This window comes from Zestomonas ipomoeae, assembly GCF_057128665.1.
This window is the reverse complement of the sequence record NZ_JBSKHQ010000001.1, coordinates 700,521-719,921: the sequence shown is the minus strand read 5'-3', so window position 1 is coordinate 719,921 and position 19,401 is coordinate 700,521. Positions and strand designations below refer to the sequence as shown.

16 protein-coding genes and 1 tRNA gene are annotated in these 19,401 nt (G+C 63.8%); 14 read left to right on the top strand and 3 right to left on the bottom strand.

Annotated elements, in window-relative coordinates; genetic code table 11:
* Positions 1-13 precede the first annotated feature (13 nt).
* The 4 genes from ACWKV7_RS03240 to ACWKV7_RS03225 all read left to right on the top strand — a co-directional run bounded on the left by ACWKV7_RS03240 (position 14) and on the right by ACWKV7_RS03225 (position 2,283).
* A tRNA-Glu gene (locus tag ACWKV7_RS03240) sits at positions 14-89 on the top strand.
* Positions 90-260: 171 nt separating this feature from the next.
* Positions 261-800 (top strand): TetR/AcrR family transcriptional regulator, encoded by a 540-nt coding sequence (locus ACWKV7_RS03235; RefSeq protein ID WP_483856188.1) that lies wholly within the window; start codon positions 261-263, stop codon positions 798-800.
* A gap of 12 nt (positions 801-812) precedes the next feature.
* The gene (locus tag ACWKV7_RS03230; protein WP_483856187.1) at positions 813-1,649 is read left to right on the top strand and encodes an alpha/beta fold hydrolase; all 837 of its coding nucleotides are present in this window, start codon (positions 813-815) and stop codon (positions 1,647-1,649) included.
* Between the two features lie 184 nt (positions 1,650-1,833).
* Complete coding sequence (locus ACWKV7_RS03225) at positions 1,834-2,283, top strand: acyl-CoA thioesterase (RefSeq protein ID WP_483856186.1); 450 nt, start codon at positions 1,834-1,836, stop codon at positions 2,281-2,283.
* 31 nt (positions 2,284-2,314) lie between these two features.
* On the opposite strand, the gene ACWKV7_RS03220 is transcribed toward ACWKV7_RS03225, so the two are convergent.
* Positions 2,315-2,644, bottom strand: a complete 330-nt coding sequence (locus tag ACWKV7_RS03220) for a hypothetical protein (protein WP_483856185.1) — start codon at positions 2,642-2,644, stop codon at positions 2,315-2,317.
* A 136-nt stretch (positions 2,645-2,780) separates the two neighbouring features.
* On the opposite strand from ACWKV7_RS03220, the gene ACWKV7_RS03215 reads away from it, so the two are divergent.
* Both ACWKV7_RS03215 and ACWKV7_RS03210 read left to right on the top strand, forming a co-directional pair.
* On the top strand, positions 2,781-3,749 hold the full coding sequence (locus tag ACWKV7_RS03215; protein ID WP_483856184.1) for a tRNA dihydrouridine synthase: 969 nt from the start codon (positions 2,781-2,783) through the stop codon (positions 3,747-3,749).
* 129 nt (positions 3,750-3,878) lie between these two features.
* Positions 3,879-4,322: an Hsp20 family protein gene (locus ACWKV7_RS03210; RefSeq protein ID WP_483856183.1), complete on the top strand. Its 444-nt coding sequence runs from the start codon at positions 3,879-3,881 to the stop codon at positions 4,320-4,322.
* A gap of 42 nt (positions 4,323-4,364) precedes the next feature.
* Here ACWKV7_RS03210 and ACWKV7_RS03205 read toward each other — a convergent pair whose 3' ends face one another.
* Both ACWKV7_RS03205 and ACWKV7_RS03200 read right to left on the bottom strand, forming a co-directional pair.
* Complete coding sequence (locus ACWKV7_RS03205) at positions 4,365-8,042, bottom strand: PAS domain S-box protein (RefSeq protein ID WP_483856182.1); 3,678 nt, start codon at positions 8,040-8,042, stop codon at positions 4,365-4,367.
* 116 nt (positions 8,043-8,158) lie between these two features.
* Positions 8,159-9,040 carry a LysR family transcriptional regulator gene (locus ACWKV7_RS03200; RefSeq protein ID WP_483856181.1) on the bottom strand — a complete coding sequence of 294 codons (882 nt, stop codon included), beginning with the start codon at positions 9,038-9,040 and terminating at the stop codon, positions 8,159-8,161.
* 185 nt (positions 9,041-9,225) lie between these two features.
* On the opposite strand from ACWKV7_RS03200, the gene leuC reads away from it, so the two are divergent.
* From leuC to ACWKV7_RS03160, 8 genes are all read left to right on the top strand, one after another.
* Positions 9,226-10,653, top strand: a complete 1,428-nt coding sequence (gene leuC, locus ACWKV7_RS03195; RefSeq protein WP_483856180.1) for a 3-isopropylmalate dehydratase large subunit — start codon at positions 9,226-9,228, stop codon at positions 10,651-10,653.
* An 11-nt stretch (positions 10,654-10,664) separates the two neighbouring features.
* Entirely contained in the window at positions 10,665-11,312 is a 648-nt protein-coding gene (leuD, locus tag ACWKV7_RS03190) for a 3-isopropylmalate dehydratase small subunit (RefSeq protein ID WP_483856179.1), read from the top strand.
* A gap of 84 nt (positions 11,313-11,396) precedes the next feature.
* Positions 11,397-12,479 (top strand): 3-isopropylmalate dehydrogenase, encoded by a 1,083-nt coding sequence (gene leuB / locus ACWKV7_RS03185; RefSeq protein WP_483856178.1) that lies wholly within the window; start codon positions 11,397-11,399, stop codon positions 12,477-12,479.
* A gap of 54 nt (positions 12,480-12,533) precedes the next feature.
* Complete coding sequence (gene asd, locus ACWKV7_RS03180; RefSeq protein WP_483856177.1) at positions 12,534-13,646, top strand: aspartate-semialdehyde dehydrogenase; 1,113 nt, start codon at positions 12,534-12,536, stop codon at positions 13,644-13,646.
* A gap of 134 nt (positions 13,647-13,780) precedes the next feature.
* Positions 13,781-14,791, top strand: a complete 1,011-nt coding sequence (locus ACWKV7_RS03175) for an aspartate-semialdehyde dehydrogenase (protein WP_483856176.1) — start codon at positions 13,781-13,783, stop codon at positions 14,789-14,791.
* A 154-nt stretch (positions 14,792-14,945) separates the two neighbouring features.
* A complete protein-coding gene (locus ACWKV7_RS03170; RefSeq protein WP_483856175.1) occupies positions 14,946-17,774 on the top strand; it encodes a motility hub landmark protein FimV in 2,829 nt (942 codons plus the stop codon).
* A 3-nt stretch (positions 17,775-17,777) separates the two neighbouring features.
* Positions 17,778-18,635 carry a tRNA pseudouridine(38-40) synthase TruA gene (gene truA / locus ACWKV7_RS03165; RefSeq protein WP_483856174.1) on the top strand — a complete coding sequence of 286 codons (858 nt, stop codon included), beginning with the start codon at positions 17,778-17,780 and terminating at the stop codon, positions 18,633-18,635.
* Between the two features lie 83 nt (positions 18,636-18,718).
* On the top strand, positions 18,719-19,369 hold the full coding sequence (locus ACWKV7_RS03160; RefSeq protein WP_483856173.1) for a phosphoribosylanthranilate isomerase: 651 nt from the start codon (positions 18,719-18,721) through the stop codon (positions 19,367-19,369).
* Positions 19,370-19,401: the final 32 nt, after the last annotated feature.

The following is a 19,401-nucleotide window of genomic DNA, read 5'->3' as shown; positions in this document are numbered from 1 at the left end:
TAGAAGGGTTTGCGTCCCCTTCGTCTAGTGGCCTAGGACACCGCCCTTTCACGGCGGTAACAGGGGTTCGAGTCCCCTAGGGGACGCCAATTTCCCGCTCTGCGGGTTTTTTGAAGGGTCATTCCTGACTGGAATGGCCCTTTTGTTTTTCTGAATCTCTTTCCTGCCAGTCCGCTCTGGCGACCAGTGGTTGCCAAGACGACTTGCCATGGAATATTACGATGATAATATTTCAACTATAATATTCCGAGGGCAGGCTCATGAGTGGCAAGAAAACCCAGACCCGAGAGCGCATTCTTTCCGCGGCCGGCGCGGCCTTGCTTCAGCGTGGTCCCGCCGAACCCAGCGTGGGAGAGGTCATGGGGGCAGCCGGCCTGACGGTCGGTGGCTTCTATGCGCATTTCGACAGCAAGGATGCGTTGATGCTGGAGGCCTTCTGCCAGTTGCTCGGGCGTCGCCGTGAGCTGTTGCGTGACGTCGATCGCAGCCTGCCGGCGACGGAGCGGCGTGCGCTGGTGGCGGCATTCTATCTCTCTCGCAAGCATCGCGACGCCAAGGTCGAGGGGTGTCCATTGCCCAGTTCCCTTGGCGAACTCGCGCGCTTGCCCGACGGGTTTCGCCAGGCGTTGGCAGAGCATCTGGAGCTGATGATGGCTGAACTGGCTGGCAGCCCCGAAGAGGCCGACAGCGTGCTGGCCGATTTTGCGTTGATGGTGGGCGGACTGGCTTTGGCGCGGGCCCTGGGTCCGAGCGAGTTGTCCGACCGCGTCCTGCGTGCCGCCAAGTCGGCGGTAATCTGAGGAGGTGCCGAAGTGAGCAATCTGACCTGGACCCGAGGAATCAACGCCACCGTTGGCCGGTTGGCTCCGCATGCGCTGGCGAGCAGGATGCGCCGGGCCTTCATGACGCCGCGCGCGCTGCCGCCGCAAGACTGGGAGCTGCCGCTGTTGGCCAATTCCGAGCGCATCACCCTGCGTTTCGGATTGTCCGCGCTGCGCTGGGGGCAGGGGCCGACCGTGTTGCTGTTGCATGGCTGGGAAGGGCGGCCGACCCAGTTTGCCGCCCTGATCGAGGCGCTGGTTGCCCATGGCTATGGTGTGGTTGCCTTGGATGCGCCAGCCCATGGGCGCTCGCCGGGGCAGGAGGCCAGCGTGGTGCAATTCGCCCGCGCCTTGTTGGAAGCGTCCAGCGAACTGCCGCCGCTGAGGGCGGTGATCGGCCACTCCCTGGGCGGCGCCAGTGCGCTACTGGCGACCCAAATGGGGTTGAAGGCCGATGCCCTGGTCACCATCGCGGCGCCGAGCCGGGTGCTGACCATGCTGCGGCGCTTCGCCAACTTCATGGGGTTGCCGCCGCAGGCGCGCTCGCATTTCATCCGCCAGGTCGAACAGTACGCCGGCATGCCGGCGGCACAGCTCGATGTGCAGCGCTACCAGCTGGACCTGCCAGGGCTCATCGTGCACGCCGAGGACGATGTGATGGTGCCGGCAAGCGAGTCGCAGATCATCCATGACGCCTGGTTCGACAGTCGCTTGCTGCGTCTGGAACAGGGTGGGCACCGGCGCGTGCTGGGCGATCCCCGGCTGGTCCAGGCGGTGCTCGAGTTGCTTGCCCGGGCACGTCAGGCGGAGCCGGCGCTGGCGTCCTAGCAGGGCTGCCCGCCCGCGATGCGCATGCGCGCGGGCGTGCGGACGATTCCGGTCAATTCATTTCGGGGATGGCAGGCAAGGGGCGATGCCTGCCGCGGTTTGCCCTAAACTCTTGCGCATTCGCGCCAGGGCGCAGCGAGAACAGGGAATCGCATATGGCACTTTCAACAGAGGCAGTCCGGGCATGAATTGGGATCTGCCTACGCCGTTCGTTATCGACATCCAGGCAGCGGACGAGCACATCGATGGACTTGGTCATGTCAACAATGCCGTCTATGTCAGTTGGCTGGAGCACTGCGCGTGGCGCCACTCCCAGTCGCTGGGCTTGGATCTGGATGACTACCGTCGTCTGGATCGCGCCATGGCGGTCCGGCGCCATGAGATCGATTACCTGGCCAGTGCCTACCGGGACGAAGCGCTGCAACTGGCGACCTGGATCGTCGAGTCCGACCAGCGGTTGAAGATGACGCGCCGCTTCCAGCTGATGCGGCCTGGCGACGGCACCACGTTGTTGCGGGCGCAGACTACGTTCGTCTGTATCGAGCTCTCCACCGGCAAGCCCAAGCGAATGCCGGTGGAGTTCATCGAGGGATACGGCAGGGCGCTGATGGAACCCTATCCGCTGCAGCTATGAGGCCACCGACTCATCGCTGCCCCCGTGCGCATCATTCGCTGGGGTTGCGCAGGTCGTTCTCCTTGCGCTCTTCGGCGTTCTTCCGCCAATCCTGCTGGATGCTCTCGCGGTCGGTGGGGTCGTTGTCCATTCGGTTACGCTGGTTGTCATAGCGGTCGTCCTGGGTGCGATTGCCGCTCGAGGTCGGGCCGTAGGGGGCCTCGTCCAGATCGTCGTTCATGTTGCGCTGATCGTTAGGGCGGTCCTGCTGCATCTGGCTGTCGCCCGTCGGCGTTCCGTAGGTTTTGTCGTCGGCTTGAACCAGGGCGGCGCTCACCAGCAGGCTGGCACCCAGCAACAGGGGAATGGAGCGAATAGTCATGTCACACCTCCAGATAATGGGCTACTGCCTCAATTCGGACCCTGCTGCACCGAAAAGGCTCACTACGTTCATCGCTTGGTTCCCCGGCGCGCGCATGGCCCTTTAGAATGACGCCCCTTTTTCCGAGGCTGGATGTATGCAGATCGCCCTGGCGCCCATGGAGGGGCTGGTCGATGAAATTCTTCGTGATGTGCTGACCCGCGTGGGCGGCATCGACTGGTGCGTGACCGAATTCATTCGCGTCTGCGATCGTCTGCTGCCGGCGCCGCATTTCCTCAAGTTGGCGCCGGAGCTGGCACAAGGTTCATGTACGCCGGCCGGAACGCCGATGCGCGTGCAGCTGCTGGGCTCCGACCCGGCGTGCCTGGCCGACAATGCGGCGTTTGCCTGCACCCTGGGGGCGCCGGTGATCGATCTGAATTTCGGTTGCCCGGCCAAGACGGTGAACAAATCCCGCGGCGGGGCTGTGTTGCTGAAGGAGCCTGAATTGCTGCATGCCATCGTGCGCGACGTGCGCCGGACGGTTCCGCCGGGCGTTCCGGTGACGGCGAAGATGCGTCTGGGCTTCGACAGTCCCGACGGCGCCCTGGATTGCGCCCGGGCGTTGGCGGAGGGTGGTGCCGCGCAGATCGTGGTGCATGCGCGTACCAAAGTGGACGGCTACAAGCCGCCCGCCCACTGGGAATGGGTAGCGCGGGTGCAGGAGGCGGTCGGGGTTCCGGTTTTCGCCAATGGCGAGGTCTGGAGCCTCGATGACTGGCGTCGTTGCCGGGAAATCAGCGGCGTGGAGGACATTATGCTCGGCCGTGGGCTGGTGTCGCGTCCCGACCTGGCCCGGCAGATCGCCGCCGCTCGGGCCGGCCTGGCGGTGCAGCCGATGAGCTGGCACGAGCTGCTGCCCCTGCTGCGCGAATTTTGGCGCCAGGCACGGGGCAAGCTGTCGCCGCGCTATGCGCCGGGGCGGTTGAAACAGTGGTTGGCGATGCTCACCCGCAGCTACCCCGAAGCGGTGCAGATGTTCGCCGAGCTGCGCCGGGAGAACGATTGCCAGCGTATCGACGCTCTGCTGGGCGCGCAGCCGCGGCAGTGCCTGGCGACAGCCTGATTGCCGCGCGTTGCACGTTCATCCAGGGTTGCCCTTGAAATCGTTTCGCCTGTCCCTATTTCGGTGAGTGTCGGGATGCCGCTAGCGGGTCCCGTCATCAACCCCTCGCTGAAAATCAGGAGAATCTTCATGACTACCGCCTTTTCCCTGGCTCCCTTGTTCCGCCACTCGGTCGGTTTCGACCGCTTCAACGATCTGTTCGAGTCCGCGCTGCGCAACGAGAGCGGCAGCAGCTACCCGCCCTACAACGTCGAGAAGCATGGTGATGCGCTGTACCGCATCGTCATCGCCGCCGCCGGCTTCCAGGACGAGGATCTCGATCTGCAGGTCGAGCGTGGGGTGCTGACCGTCACCGGCGCCAAGCGCAATGGCAACGAGGAGGTCACCTACCTGCACCAGGGCATCGCCCAGCGCTCCTTCAAACTGTCGTTCCGCCTGGCCGACCACATCGAAGTCAGGAGCGCGACCATGGCCAACGGTCTGCTGAACATCGACCTGGAGCGTGTCGTTCCGGAAGAAGCCAAGCCCAAGCGCATCCCGATCCAGGGACAACAGCCAGCGCTGCAGTCCTGAGTGATGCATAGTGAACAGGGCGCCTCCGGCGCCCTGTTTCGTTCATAGAGCCTGCGGTTTGTCCGCCGTCTCGAGCAGGCTGCGGAACCCCGCCAGCGGCAGCGGCTTGCTGAACAGGTAGCCCTGGTAGAGGTGGCAACCTTGCTGCTCGAGAAACTCGAGCTGCTCCGCATGCTCGACGCCTTCGGCGATCATCTCCAGACGCAGGCTGCGGGCCATGGCGACGATGGCGCGGATAATCTCGGCGTCGTTGGGGTCCTTGGTAGCGTCGCGTACGAAGGATTGGTCGATCTTCAGCACATCCACCGGTAGCCGCTTGAGGTAGGTCAGCGACGAATAGCCGGTGCCGAAATCGTCCATGGCGAAGCTGACGCCGAGCTTCTTCAGGCGGTTCATCTTGCCGATGGTGTCTTCCACGTTCTGGATGACGATACCTTCGGTGATCTCCAGTTTCAGCATATGCGGCGCCAGGCCGCTGCTGCGCAGGCTGTTCTCGACGCGTTCAACGAAGTCGCTCTGGCGGAACTGCCGTGGGCTGATGTTCACGCACAGGCTGAACTCCCGACTGTTGACCAGGCCATCCGCCAGCAGTCGCGCGCAGGCGTGGCAAGCCTCCGCCAGCACCCAGGCGCCGACCTCCAGGATCAGGCCGCTTTCCTCCAGCACCTGGATGAACTGCGCCGGCGATTGCGGGCCCAGCGTGGCGTGTTGCCAGCGCAACAGCGCTTCGGCGCCGATGATGCGCTGGTTGCGCGCATCCACCTGTGGCTGGAAGTGCAGCTCGAACTCGCCTCGCGCCAGCGCCAGGCGAAGGTCACTCTCCAGCCGCAGCCGCTCGCTGGCGGCCTGCTGCATGGTGCTGCGGAACAGCTGGATGGCGTTGCGGCCGGAGTCCTTGGCGCGATAGAGCGCGATGTCCGCGCGCTTGAGCAGGTCGGCGGGCGTATCGCCGTGGTCGGGAAACAACGCCATGCCGATGCTCGGCGTGACCTGCAGGCGCTGGCCGTCGAGCAGCATCGGCTCGCCGAGCAACTGGCGCAGCTTTTCCGCCACGTGGCGAATATGGCGGGTCACTTCCGAGCGTCGCCCCTCCAGCCCGGACAGCAGGACGACGAATTCGTCGCCGCCCAGGCGCGCCACGGTGTCCTCCTGGCGCACGCTGGCTTCCAGGCGCGCGGTGATCATTTTCAGTACCGCATCGCCCACCGGATGGCCGAGCGAGTCGTTGATGTTCTTGAAGTGATCGAGGTCGAGAAACAGCAGGGCTCCGCGCAGGTCGTGGCGCTTGTGCAGGGCGATCTGCTGGGTCAGGCGATCCATCAGCAGTGCGCGGTTAGGCAGGTTGGTCAGCGAGTCGTGGTAGGCCAGGTGCTGGATCTGCGCCTGGGCATCCTTCAGTTCGCTGACGTCGCGGGCGGTCAGCAGCAGGCAATCCTTGCCGTTCAGCTCGATCGGCTCTACCGACACCTCCACCACCTTGACCTGGCCGCTGCGGTGTTGGCCGAGCATTTCCATGTGCAGCACGTGACCGTCGCGGTGCAGCCGCTCGAGCAGGCGGGCCCGTTGCGCCGGCTCGGCCCAGACGTTCAGGTCCAGCGAGCTGCGGCCGATCACTTCCTCCGGGCGGTACCCGGTCAGGCGGCAGAAACCTTCGTTGACTTCGATGTAGCAGCCGCTGTCGCGCTCGGTGATGGTGATGGCGTCGGGGCTGGAGTGGAAAGCCTTGGCGAACTTCTCCTCGCTGGCCTTGAGCGCCGCCTCGGCTTCCTGGCGCTCGCTGACATCGCGGAACGTCGAAAGGATGCACAGCTGGCGCTCGACGCGGATGAAGCGGCTGGAAACCACGCAGGCCAGCTCCCGGCCATCGTGGGTGAAATAGCGCACCTCCTCGTTGTTGAGACCCTGCTGGGCGGTGAGCTTGTCGTACAGCCGGCGGCGCTCCTGCGGGTCGGCCCAGAAGCGCACCTCGGGCGCACTGCGGCCGACGATCTCCTCGGGGCGCCAGCCGAAGACTTCGCTGAAGGCGGGGTTGACCTCGATGAACACCCCGTCGCGAATACGGGAGACGCAGATGGGGTCCGGGCTGGCCTGGAACAGCGTGGAGAATTTTTCCTCGGAGGCCGCCAGGCGTTGCTCGCGGTGCACCCGCTCGGTGATGTCCATGAGAATGCCCGCCATACGCACGGGCTGGCCGTTTTCGTCCCGGTAGAGCTTGGCGGTGCTCTCCAAATGGTGGGTTTCGCCGTTGGCGAAGCGTGCCCTGTAGATGATCTGGTATTCGCGGCGCCGGCCGCTGATCAGCTCCTGGTAGGCCAGGCGCATGCGCTGCTGGTCCTCGGCAGGTACCTGGCTGAAGAAATGGCCGAAGTCGCCATGGTAGGGCTCGGCGGTCAGTCCGTGCAGGGCCGAGGCGCGCGCCGAGCCGTACAGGGTGTCGCTGGGTATGTGCCAATCCCAGTTGCCCAGGTCGGCCGATTCCAGCGCCAGGGTCAGGCGTTCCTGGCTGTCCTTCAGCGCTTGCTCCTGTGCGCGCTCGTGGGTGATGTTGCGCACGCTGAGCAGCAGGCAGGGCACGCCGTCCAGCTCGATCTCGCCGCCGTGGATCAGGTTGGTGCTCGATTGGCCGGTGCGGCTGGTCAGGCAGGCTTCGACTGGCTTGAGCGTGCCGTCGTCCTGCATGGCGTCGAGCATGCGCTGGCGATCCTCTGGGTTGGCCCATAGGCCGAGTTCCAGCGAGGTGCGGCCGACCGCCTCGGCCTGGCTCCAGCCGAACTGGCGTTCGAAGCTGGGGTTGATCTCGACGAAACGGCCGCTGGCTTTTTCAGTGATGACGATGGTGTCGGGTGAATTGCGAAAGGCCTTGGCAAACTTGTTTTCGCTCGCCCGCAGCGCCGCCTCCGCACGTTTGCGTTCGCTGGCATCGAGAAAGCTGCTGAGCAGAAACGGTTGCTCGTCCAATTCCAGGTATTGGCTGGATAGCATGCCGTCGAGAATGCGCCCGTCGCGGGTGCGCAATTGCACCTCCTGTACATGCGGCTCGCGGTGGGCGCGGGCCTGCTGGCGCAGGCGTTCGCGCTGGCCGGTGTCCACCCAGAGGCCCAGGTCGACACTGGAGCGGCCGATCACGTCCTCCGCGGGCCAGCCGAACAGGCTCTGGAAGTGCTGGTTGGCCTCGGTAATCACGTCATCGGCGAAGCGCTCCAGCAGGACCACATCCGGGCTCAGGCGGAACAGGCTGGTAAAGCGCTTTTCCGAGCTGGCCAGCTCCTGCTCGCGCTCTTGCTGTTCGGTGATTTCCCGTGCCACACCGATCATCATCGGCTTGCCGTCGCTGTCCTGCTGCAGGCAGCCGCTGATTTCCAGCCAGTGCAGGCTGCCGTCGGGCCAGCGAATCCGATGACGCAGCCAGCGGGTTTCCGGCTCGCCGTCGAGCACCGCTTGGAATGAGCGCATCACCGCCTGGCGGTCTTCCTCGGGAATCATTTCGATGTAGTTGACCGGTATGCGCACCGGTCGCTTGGGGTCCAGGCCGAAGAGCGCCTGGGCGCCGCGGGACCAACTGACTTGCCCGCTGTGGATGTCCCAGGACCAGGCGCCCAGCCGCGCTGCGTTCAGCGCCGCCAGCAGACGCGGTGCGTCCTGCCAGGACTGCTCGAACTCGACGGGGTCGAGGGCAGGAACATAGGGGAGGGGCGGGAAGCGGTCACTGGCGTTGGCCATCGGCGGCCCGTCCTGTGTGCTGAAGGGGTGGATTGCCAGCCAGGGGCTGTCCGGATCGAAGCATGCCGTACCTTCTTATTATCGTTATGGCTTCACGTTAGCCTCTGCCTCGGCGCCTACGCAAGGCTGTCGCGCTGCCGGTCGAGCAATGCCATGAAGGCTTTGGCCGCGTTCGACAGGGTGCGTTCCGTGTGCAGGATGTAACCGAGCCGGCGCTGTAGCTGGATGCCCGGCAGCGGCAGGCGGGCGACCTGCTCGTCGAGCATGGTGCGCGGCAGCACGCTCCAGGCCAGGCCGATGGAGACCATCATCTTGATGGTCTCCAGATAGTTGGTGCTCATGGCAATGTTTGGCGTCAGTCCCTCCGCCTCGAACAGCCTGCGCACGATGTGGTGGGTAAAGGTATTGCCGCCGGGAAACACCGCCGGATGCAAGGCGACATCGGCCAGCGTCACCGCCTCGTTGCGGGCCAGCGGGTGCTCGGGGGCAACGACGAAGTCCAGCGGGTCGTCCCAGACTGTCACGGCCTTGACCAGCGTTTGCTCTTCCGGCGCCAGGGTGATCACCGCCAGCTCCGCGCGCCCGTGCAGTACTTCCTCGTAAGCCACTTCCGAATCGAGGAACTGGATATCGAGGGCGACCTGCGGATAGGCGCGGGTGAAGGCGCGCAACAGCGGCGGCAGACGGTGCAGGCCGATATGGTGGCTGGTCGCGAGGGTCAGCCGGCCGCCGATCACACCGGTCAGGTTGGTCAGGGCGCGGCGGGTGTCGTCCAGCACGTTGAGAATCTGGTAGGCCCGCGGCAGCAACGCTCGTCCCGCCTCGGTCAGGCTGACCTCGCGTCCGAGGCGATCGAACAGGCGCACGTCGAGCTGCTGTTCGAGGCTGGCGATGCGCTTGCTGACCGCCGGTTGGGTCAGGTGCAGGCGCTCGGCGGCGCTGGAAAAGCTGCCGGTTTCGGCGATGGCGATAAACGCGTTGAGGTTGGCGAGGTCCACGCGGGCTCCGGGCGTTGGCATCGAGAGGGAAGATAGGCCAGGCTAGCTTAGCGGCATTCTCTGTGGGAATGCATTGAATAAAAAATATGAATTTGAGTTATCGGGGCGCAAGCCATAGCATCTTCCCCCATAAGCCAAAGGGCTATTCGCCCCCAGGCATAGAAACACCTGATGAGGGAAACCGAATGGCCGGCAGAACGCTCTACGACAAACTCTGGGATATGCATGAGGTCAAGCGCCGCGACGATGGGTCGTCGCTGATCTACATCGACCGCCACATCCTTCACGAAGTGACGTCGCCGCAAGCCTTCGAAGGCTTGCGCCTGGCCGGCCGCAAACCCTGGCGCATCGACGCCAACATCGCCACTCCGGACCACAACGTGCCGACCACGCGCAACGAGCGCCAGGGCGGCCTCGAGGCCATCGCCGACGAAGTCTCGCGCATCCAGGTGCAGACCCTCGACGAGAACTGCGACGACTTCGGCATCCTCGAATTCAAGATGAACGACGTCCGCCAGGGCATCGTGCACGTTATCGGCCCGGAGCAGGGCGCCACCCTGCCGGGCATGACCGTGGTCTGCGGCGACTCGCATACTTCCACCCATGGAGCCTTCGGTGCGCTGGCTCATGGCATCGGCACCTCTGAAGTGGAGCACGTGCTGGCCACCCAGTGTCTGGTGGCCAAGAAGATGAAGAACATGTTGGTCTCGGTCGAGGGCCAACTGCCTTTTGGCGTTACCGCCAAGGACATCGTGCTGGCGGTGATCGGCAAGATCGGCACCGCGGGCGGCAACGGCCATGCACTGGAATTCGCCGGCAGCGCGATCCGCGACCTGTCCCTCGAAGGCCGCATGACCCTCTGCAACATGGCCATCGAGGCCGGCGCCCGGGTCGGGCTGGTCGCCGTCGACGAGAAGACCATCGATTACGTGAAAGGTCGGCCCTTCGCGCCGAGCGGCGAGCATTGGGACATGGCCGTTGCCCAGTGGCGCGGGCTGGTTTCCGATGCCGACGCGCACTTCGACACCGTGGTCGAGTTGCGTGCCGAGGAGATCAAGCCGCAGGTGAGCTGGGGGACTTCGCCGGAAATGGTGCTGGCGGTCGACCAGAACGTGCCGGACCCGGCGGCCGAGGCCGATCCGGTCAAGCGCGACTCCATCGTGCGGGCCTTGAAGTACATGGGGCTCGCCGCCAACCAGCCGATCACCGACATCCGCCTGGATCGCGTGTTCATCGGTTCCTGCACCAACTCGCGTATCGAAGACCTGCGTGCCGCGGCCGAAGTCGCCAGGGGGCGCAAGGTCGCCCCGACCATCAAGCAGGCCCTGGTGGTTCCGGGTTCCGGCCTGGTGAAGGCCCAGGCGGAGAAGGAAGGGCTGGACAAGATATTCATCGAGGCCGGCTTCGAATGGCGTGAGCCGGGCTGCTCCATGTGCCTGGCGATGAACCCGGACAAGCTGGGCAGCGGCGAGCATTGCGCGTCCACCTCCAATCGCAACTTCGAAGGCCGCCAGGGTGCCGGTGGTCGTACCCACCTGGTCAGCCCGGCGATGGCCGCTGCGGCTGCGGTGACCGGTCGCTTCATCGATGTGCGCGAACTGATCCAGGCCTGAGGAGACCGAACATGAAAGCCTTTACCCAGCACACCGGTCTCGTCGCGCCGCTCGATCGCGCCAACGTCGACACCGACCAGATCATCCCCAAGCAGTTTCTCAAGTCGATCAAGCGCACCGGCTTCGGCCCCAACCTGTTCGACGAATGGCGCTACCTGGATGTCGGCCAGCCGAACCAGGATTGCTCGCAACGCCCGGTCAACCCGGAGTTCGTGCTGAACTTCCCGCGCTACCAGGGCGCCAGCGTGCTGCTTGCCCGGGAGAACTTCGGCTGCGGTTCGTCCCGCGAGCACGCGCCCTGGGCGCTGGACGAGTACGGTTTCCGGGCCATCATCGCGCCGAGCTTTGCCGACATCTTCTATAACAACAGCTTCAAGAACGGCCTGTTGCCGATCGTGCTCGACGAGCAGGATATCGACGAACTGTTCCAGCAGTGCGAGGCTGCCGAAGGCTACCAGCTGACCGTCGACCTCGCGGCGCAGACCGTGACCCGTCCGGACGGCAAGCAATACCGCTTCGAGGTAGACGCCTTCCGCAAGCACTGCCTGCTCAACGGGCTCGACGATATCGGCCTGACCTTGCAGGACGCCGAAGCGATCAAGGCCTTTGAAACCAAACACCGGCAGGGCAGCCCCTGGCTGTTCGGCGCGATCAAATAACTGGAGCGGCAAGCTACAAGCAAAGGCACCGGCTACTTGTGGCTTGCAACTCGCAGCTTGCAGCTATTTCCGAAGGAAATCCCCATGTCCAAACAGATTCTGATTCTTCCCGGCGACGGTATCGGTCCGGAGATCATGGCCGAAGCGGTCAAGGTCCTGGAGCTGGCCAACGACAAGTTCCAGCTCGGCTTCGAGCTGGCCCATGACGTGATCGGCGGGGCCGCCATCGACAAGCATGGCGTGCCGCTGGCCGACGAAACCCTGGCGCGCGCACGCCAGGCCGATGCGGTGCTGCTCGGTGCGGTCGGCGGGCCGAAGTGGGACAAGATCGAGCGCGACATCCGCCCCGAGCGCGGCCTGCTGAAGATCCGCTCGCAGCTTGGCCTGTTCGCCAACCTGCGGCCGGCGATTCTCTACCCGCAACTGGCGGCGGCGTCCAGCCTCAAGCCGGAGGTGGTGGCGGGGCTGGACATCCTCATCGTTCGCGAACTGACCGGCGGCATCTACTTCGGCCAGCCGCGCGAACAACGCGTTCTGGAAAACGGCGAGCGCCAGGCTTACGACACCTTGCCATACAGCGAGAGCGAAATCCGTCGTATCGCCCGGGTTGGCTTCGACATGGCCCGTGTACGCAACAAGAAGCTCTGCTCCGTGGACAAGGCTAACGTACTTGCTTCCAGCCAGCTGTGGCGCGAGGTGGTGGAGGAGGTGGCCAAGGACTACCCGGACGTCGAGTTGTCACACATGTACGTCGACAATGCCGCCATGCAACTGGTGCGGGCGCCCAAGCAGTTCGACGTGATGGTCACCGACAACATGTTCGGCGACATCCTGTCGGACGAGGCCTCGATGCTCACCGGCTCCATCGGCATGCTGCCGTCGGCCTCGCTGGACGCCAACAACAAGGGTATGTACGAGCCGTGCCACGGCTCGGCGCCGGACATCGCCGGGCAGGGCATTGCCAACCCGTTGGCGACCATTCTTTCGGTATCGATGATGTTGCGTTACAGCTTCAATCAGACGGCCGCGGCGGATGCCATCGAGCAGGCGGTCAGCAAGGTGCTCGACCAGGGCCTGCGTACCGGCGACATTCATTCCGAAGGCACCACCAGGGTCGGAACCCGAGCCATGGGCGATGCGGTAGTCGAGGCGCTGCGGAATCTGTAATCTCTTGGGTCCGCTGCCCGGCAGCGGTCCACTTCTTTTTTAGGGTGTGTTGCAATGAAACGTGTAGGTTTGATCGGTTGGCGCGGCATGGTGGGCTCGGTCCTGATGCAGCGGATGCTGGAAGAGCGGGATTTCGATTTGATCGAACCGATCTTCTTCACCACCTCCAATGTCGGCGGGCAGGGTCCGGACATCGGCAAGGACACCGCAGCGCTGAAGGATGCCTACAACATCGACGAGCTGAAGAGCCTCGATGTGATCCTCACCTGCCAGGGCGGCGACTACACCAACGAAGTCTTCCCCAAGTTGCGCGAAGCCGGCTGGCAAGGCTACTGGATCGATGCTGCCTCCAGCCTGCGCATGCATGACGATGCGGTGATCGTGCTGGATCCGGTCAATCGCAAGGTGATCGACCAGCAGCTGGATGCCGGCACCAAGAACTACATCGGCGGCAATTGCACCGTCAGTCTGATGCTGATGGCGCTTGGCGGCTTGTACGAGGCCGGCCTCGTCGAATGGATGAGCGCGATGACCTACCAGGCAGCGTCGGGTGCCGGCGCGCAGAACATGCGTGAGCTGATCAAGCAGATGGGCTCGATCCATGGCGCAGTGGCCGACGACCTGGCCAACCCGGCCAGTGCCATCCTCGACATCGACCGCAAGGTGGCCGAAACCATGCGCGGCGACGCCTTCCCGGTGGACAGCTTCGGCGTGCCGCTGGCCGGTAGCCTGATTCCCTATATCGACAAGGAACTGCCGAACGGGCAGAGCCGCGAGGAGTGGAAAGCCCAGGCCGAAACCAACAAGATTCTCGGCCGCTTCAAGAACCCGATCCCGGTCGATGGTATCTGCGTGCGCATCGGCGCCATGCGCTGCCACAGCCAGGCGCTGACCATCAAACTGAACAAGGATGTGCCGATCGCCGATATCGAAGGCATGATCAGCCAGCACAACCCCTGGGTGAAGCTGGTGCCGAATCAACGCGACGCCAGCATGCGCGAGCTGTCGCCGACCGTGGTCACCGGTACCCTGAGCGTTCCGGTAGGCCGCCTGCGCAAGCTGAACATGGGCTCGCAGTACCTTGGCGCGTTCACCGTCGGCGACCAATTGCTGTGGGGCGCAGCCGAGCCGCTGCGGCGCATGCTGCGCATCCTGCTGGAGCGTTGATCCACCGGTCTTGCCGGCGAAAGCGGGTTTCGCGATGTGAAAAGGGCGTGCTGTCCATCGCATTGCGGGATTCGCTTCTACCTTTTCCCTCGACTGATCTATAAAGTGCCTCTCCTTTTCGCTGAGGCAGTTTCATGAGCCAAACCTTCGATGTCGCCGTCATCGGCGCCACCGGCACCGTCGGCGAAACTCTTGTCGAGCTGATGGGCGAGCGCGACTTTCCCGTAGCCAACCTGCATCTGCTGGCCAGCGGCGAGTCCGCCGGGCGCTCCTTGCCGTTCAAGGGCAGGAATCTGCGGGTACGTGCCGTTGATGAATTCGATTTCTCCCAGGTTCAGCTGGCATTTTTCGTCGCTGGCGCGGACGTCACCCGGAATCACGCCCCCCGAGCCGCGGCAGCGGGCTGTTCGCTGATCGATCTATCCGGTGCGCTGCCGGCCGCGCAAGCGCCGTGCATCGTGCCGGAGGCCAACGCCCGTTTGCTCGATACCCTCAATGCGCCTTATCTGCTGAGCAGCCCAAGCGCTGCAGCGACCGCCCTGGCGGTGGTGCTTGCGCCACTGCGAGCGCTTCTGGAATTGAAGGCTATCTATACGACCGCTTGTCTGGCCGTTTCCAGCCAGGGTCGCGAAGGCGTCAACGAGTTGGCCCGGCAGACCGCCGAGCTGCTCAACGCGCGCCCCCTTGAGCCACGGTACTTTGACCGACAGATCGCCTTCAATTTGCTGGGGCAGGTCGGGGAAATCGACGAAAGCGGACACAGTCGACTGGAGCGACGTCTGCTCAGTGAGCTAAAGCAAATAATGGATGCTGCCGACTTGGTAGTATCCACCACCTGCGTGCAGGCTCCGGTTTTCTTTGGCGATAGTCTCAGCGTGTCGCTGCAGGCAAGCGCCGAAGTGGACCTCAAGGCGGTCAAGGCGGCCCTGGAGGCCGCGCCGGGCGTGGAGTTGGTCGAAAACGACGATTATCCGACAGCGGTCGGCGATGCGCTCGGCCAGGATGTCGTTTACGTTGGGCGGGTACGCAGCGGATTGGACGACAAGACCCAACTCAATTTGTGGATCACGTCTGATAATGTGCGAAAAGGCTCGGCGCTCAACGCTGTGCAGTTAGGTGAGTTGTTGATAAAACACTATCTGTAAAAGATACTTACCTGAAAATTTGAAGAACTATTCTAGCTTGGCAATACTGGCTTAGCTGATCGCTGACGGGGAACCACCCTTGGGTGGGAGCAGGCAGCGACGAATAAGACCCTCTCGACTATCGAGAAAAAAAGATAAAACAAGGGATAACGCTATGGTTCGGGTTCGCAAACTGGTGCTGGCAATCGCAGCTGCTTCGGCGCTGACCTCCGGTATGGCGCAAGCGCTGGGGCTGGGTGAAGTTAACCTGCAGTCTGCGCTGAATCAGCCATTGGTGGCTGAAATCGAACTGGTCGAGGTGCGCGATCTGGCCTCGAACGAGTTGATTCCGAGCCTGGCTTCGCCGGATGAGTTCAACAAGGCAGGCGTCGACCGTCCCTACTTCCTCACCGATCTGAAGTTCACTCCGGTGGTCAAGCCCAATGGCAAGAGCGTCATTCGGGTGACTTCCAGCAAGCCGGTACGTGAGCCCTACCTGAATTTCCTCGTCGAAGTGCTCTGGCCGAATGGCCGTTTGCTGCGCGAGTACACCCTGCTGCTCGATCCGCCGCTCTATTCTCCAGACGCCGCTCCGGCACCGCAGGCGCCGGTCGTTGCTGGCGCAGCTACGCGCAGCACTGCGCCGGTCACGGCAACCCGTCCTGCGACTGCGCAGCCGACCACTGCCGCGCCGCGTACCCTCGAAGGCAACGAATACAAGACCACCCGTAGCGATACGCTGTGGGAAATCGCCGAGCGTGTGCGTGGCGGCAACTCCGTTCACCAGGCCATGCTGGCGATTCAGGATCTCAACCCCGACGCCTTCATCGATAACAACATCAACCTGCTGAAGAGTGGCCAGGTCTTGCGCCTGCCCGACGAGCAGCAGATCAAGAGCCGTTCGCAGAGCGAGGCCATTGCCCAGGTCACCGCGCAGAATGCTGCATGGCGTGAAAGCCGCGGTGTAGCGGGCGGCGCTCGTCAGCTGGATGCCACCAAGCGGACCGCCGCTGGCGCTACTCCGGCGCAGAGCGCGAGCAAAGACAGTCTGCGACTGGTTTCCGGCGAAGCCGGCAAGACCACCGCAGGTAGCGACAAGGGTAACAAGGGTGACAGCAAGGTCCTGGCCGACAAGCTGGCGGTGACCCAGGAAAGCCTGGATTCGACCCGTCGCGAAAACGCCGAACTGACCAGCCGCGTCAGCGATCTGCAGAGCCAGTTGGACAAGCTGCAGCGCCTGATCCAGTTGAAAGATGCCCAGCTCGCGAAGTTGCAGGCCGATCTGGCGGCGCAGGCCGAGAAATCGGGTGAGGCGGCACCGGCTCCGGTGGTGCCGGAGCAGCCAGCGGTCGAGACTCCTGTCCAGGCGCCGGCCACGCCCGGCGAGCAGGCGGTTACGCCAGAGGTAAAGCCGGCGCAGACGCCGCCGGCTGAACCGGACTTCAACTACGAGGAGCCGGTCAAGCCCGATGCGGCGGCCGCAGCAAACCCCCAGCAGCCGGCCAGTGAGCCGGCTGGCGCCGTTAAGCCGGCAGAGAAACCTGCAGCCGCCAAGCCCGCGCAACCCGCCCCTGTTCCTCAGCCTGAGCCGACCAGCTTTCTGGACGATCTGCTGGCCAATCCGATGATGCTCGGCATCGCCGGTGGTGGCGTGCTGCTCCTGCTGTTGGTGGGGCTGATGGTGCTCTCCCGTCGCAATGCGATGAAGGAAGCCGAACTGCAGAACAGCTTGATCGCCGAGGATGAAGACGACGCTTTCTCCAGCTTGGACATGCCTACCAGTGACTTGGGCGGCCTGGAAAGCGCCAGCGAGCCCGCTGCCGCTCCGGCGGCGATGGAAGAGCGTGTATCGGCGCAAACTGGCGATGCGCTGGGTGAGGCCGATATCTATATCGCCTACGGTCGTTTCAGCCAGGCCGCGGAGTTGCTGCAGAACGCGATCAACCAGGAGCCGCAGCGCAGCGATCTGCGTCTCAAGTTGATGGAGGTCCAGGCTGAATTGGGGGACCGTGAAGGTTTCGCCCGTCAGGAAAGCGAGTTGCGCGAGATCGGCGGCTCCAACGCCCAGGTCGAGCAACTGAAGGCCAAGTACCCGGCCATGGCTACTGCCGCCGCTGCAGGGTTCGCCGGTGCAGCGGCAAGCGATGACCTGGATAGTTTCAGCCTTGATGACCTGACCCTTGATGAGCCTGCGGCCGCCCCTGCCAGCCAGGATATGGACGATGCCTTCGAACTGAGCCTGGATGACCTGGAAGCCGACTTGGATCGCGATGTCCGTGCAGCGGCTGCCAGCGATTCGACCCTCGACCTGGATGATCTGGCACTGGATAGCGACCTTGACTCGCCGGCTGTCGCCAGTGGCCCTGTCGAGGAAGATCTCGATTTCGATCTCGAACTGGCGAGCGAAACGACGGCCGAGGGAGTGGGTGACGATCTGGCTGACTTCAGCCTGGACCTGCAAGAAGAGGCTGCCCCGGCGCCCGCTGCGCCAGTGGAAGAAGACGATTTCATGCTCAGCCTGGATGAGGACCTGAGTCCCGCTCCGGCTGCCGCTGACGACTTTGCCGACCTGAGCCTTGATCTTCCGCAGGAAGAGCCGGAGCCGGTGGCTGACCTTGATCTGCCCGCGGACTTCGATCTTTCCCTGGCTGAGGAGGGCTTGTCCGAGCCTGAGGCGCCGGAGGCCGATACCTTTGGGGCCCAGCTCGATGAGGTCAGCGAAGAGTTGGATCAACTGTCCGGTAGTCTGGATCAGCCGTTCGACGAGCCTGAGCCAGCTGCTCCGGCGGCAGCGAGTGCGCCGGCTATGGCTGGCCTCGATGCGGACGACGACTTCGATTTCCTCTCCGGCACCGATGAGAGCGCGACCAAGCTGGATCTGGCTCGTGCCTACATCGACATGGGCGATACCGAGGGGGCCCGCGATATCCTCGATGAGGTGATGAACGAGGGTAACGACAGCCAGCAGCAGGAGGCGCGCGAAATGCTCGCCCGTCTTGCCTGATCCATGAGCGAAGCAGTACCCGCAGCGGCAGCCGAAACGGCTGCCGCTGGCGTTTTCAGAATCGCTCTTGGCGTCGAATACAAGGGCTCCCGTTATCGTGGTTGGCAACGCCAGCGTGCCGGCGTGCCTTCCGTGCAGGAGCATGTGGAAAGGGCGCTTTCCAAGGTTGCAGGCGGCGGCTCCGTCACCCTCAGCTGTGCCGGTCGCACCGATGCCCTGGTACATGCCAGCGGCCAGGTGGTGCATTTCGATACCCCGGTCGAGCGCAGCATGCATAGCTGGATCATGGGTGCCAACATGAACCTGCCCGGGGACATCAGCATCACCTGGGCCAAGCAGATGCCGCTGCACTTCGATGCGCGTTTCAGTGCCGTGGCACGGCGTTACCGCTATGTGATCTATAACGACCATATCCGCCCAGCGCATATGGCCGAGGAAGTCACTTGGAACCATCGGCCGCTGGATGTCGAGCGAATGCGCCTGGCGGCCAAGGCCCTGGTCGGTACCCACGATTTCAGTGCTTTTCGTGCCCGTCAGTGCCAAGCCAAGTCGCCGGTCAAGACCGTGCATCATCTGCACCTGCTCGAGCACGGACGCTTCATCGTCCTCGACATACGGGCCAATGCCTTCCTCCATCATATGGTGCGCAACATTGCTGGCGTGCTGATGACTATTGGCGCTGGCGAGCGGCCAGTGGAATGGGCCGAAGAGGTGCTCGCGAGTCGAGTTCGTCGCACTGGCGGTGTGACGGCCCATCCTTACGGGCTCTATCTGGTACGGGTCGAATACCCCGAAGAGTTCGTTCTGCCCGAGCGCTATCTGGGGCCGCACTTTCTCTCTGGGTTGCCGGAAAGCTTCTGAGACGGCATGGGAATGCCTTGCTGGCTTGCAGGTTGCATTCCTTTTGTTACCATCCAAGTCCCTATTGCGCAGGTGCCGGCACGTTGTCAGTCGTTCGCAGCAAAATCTGTGGCATTACCCGCGTCCAAGACGCTCTCTCCGCCGTGGAGGCCGGTGCGGATGCCATCGGCCTGGTGTTCTATCCGCCGAGCCCCAGAGCGCTGGGCGTGCAGCAGGCGCGGGAAATCCTGGCAGCCCTGCCGCCGTTCGTGACCGCGGTTGGCCTGTTCGTGAATGCCACTCGGTGCGAGCTGGGGGAAATCCTCGATGCGCTGCCGCTCGACCTGCTGCAATTCCACGGCGATGAGCAGCCATCGGATTGCGAGGGTCATGGCCGCCCGTTCATCAAGGCTCTGCGAGTCAAGCCGGGCGAGGACATCGCCGCTCAGGTGGCCAGCTACGCCAATGCCTCGGGCATTCTTCTCGATACCTATGTACCTGGCGTGCCTGGCGGCACCGGCGAGGCGTTCGACTGGTCGCTGATCCCGTCGGGGCTGGACAAGCCGATAATCCTGGCCGGCGGTCTCTGTGCGGAAAATGTTCGTGCGGCCATAACCCAGGTGCGGCCCTACGCCGTCGATGTCAGTGGCGGGGTGGAGGCCGGTCGGGGGATCAAGGACCCGGAAAAGATCCGCGCTTTCCTGCGCGAGGTGCGGCGTGGTCCGCTTGATCGCTCTGGAAAGGGCCAGCCTTGATCGGTCATGTGACGGGCTGTGCCCACATGCCG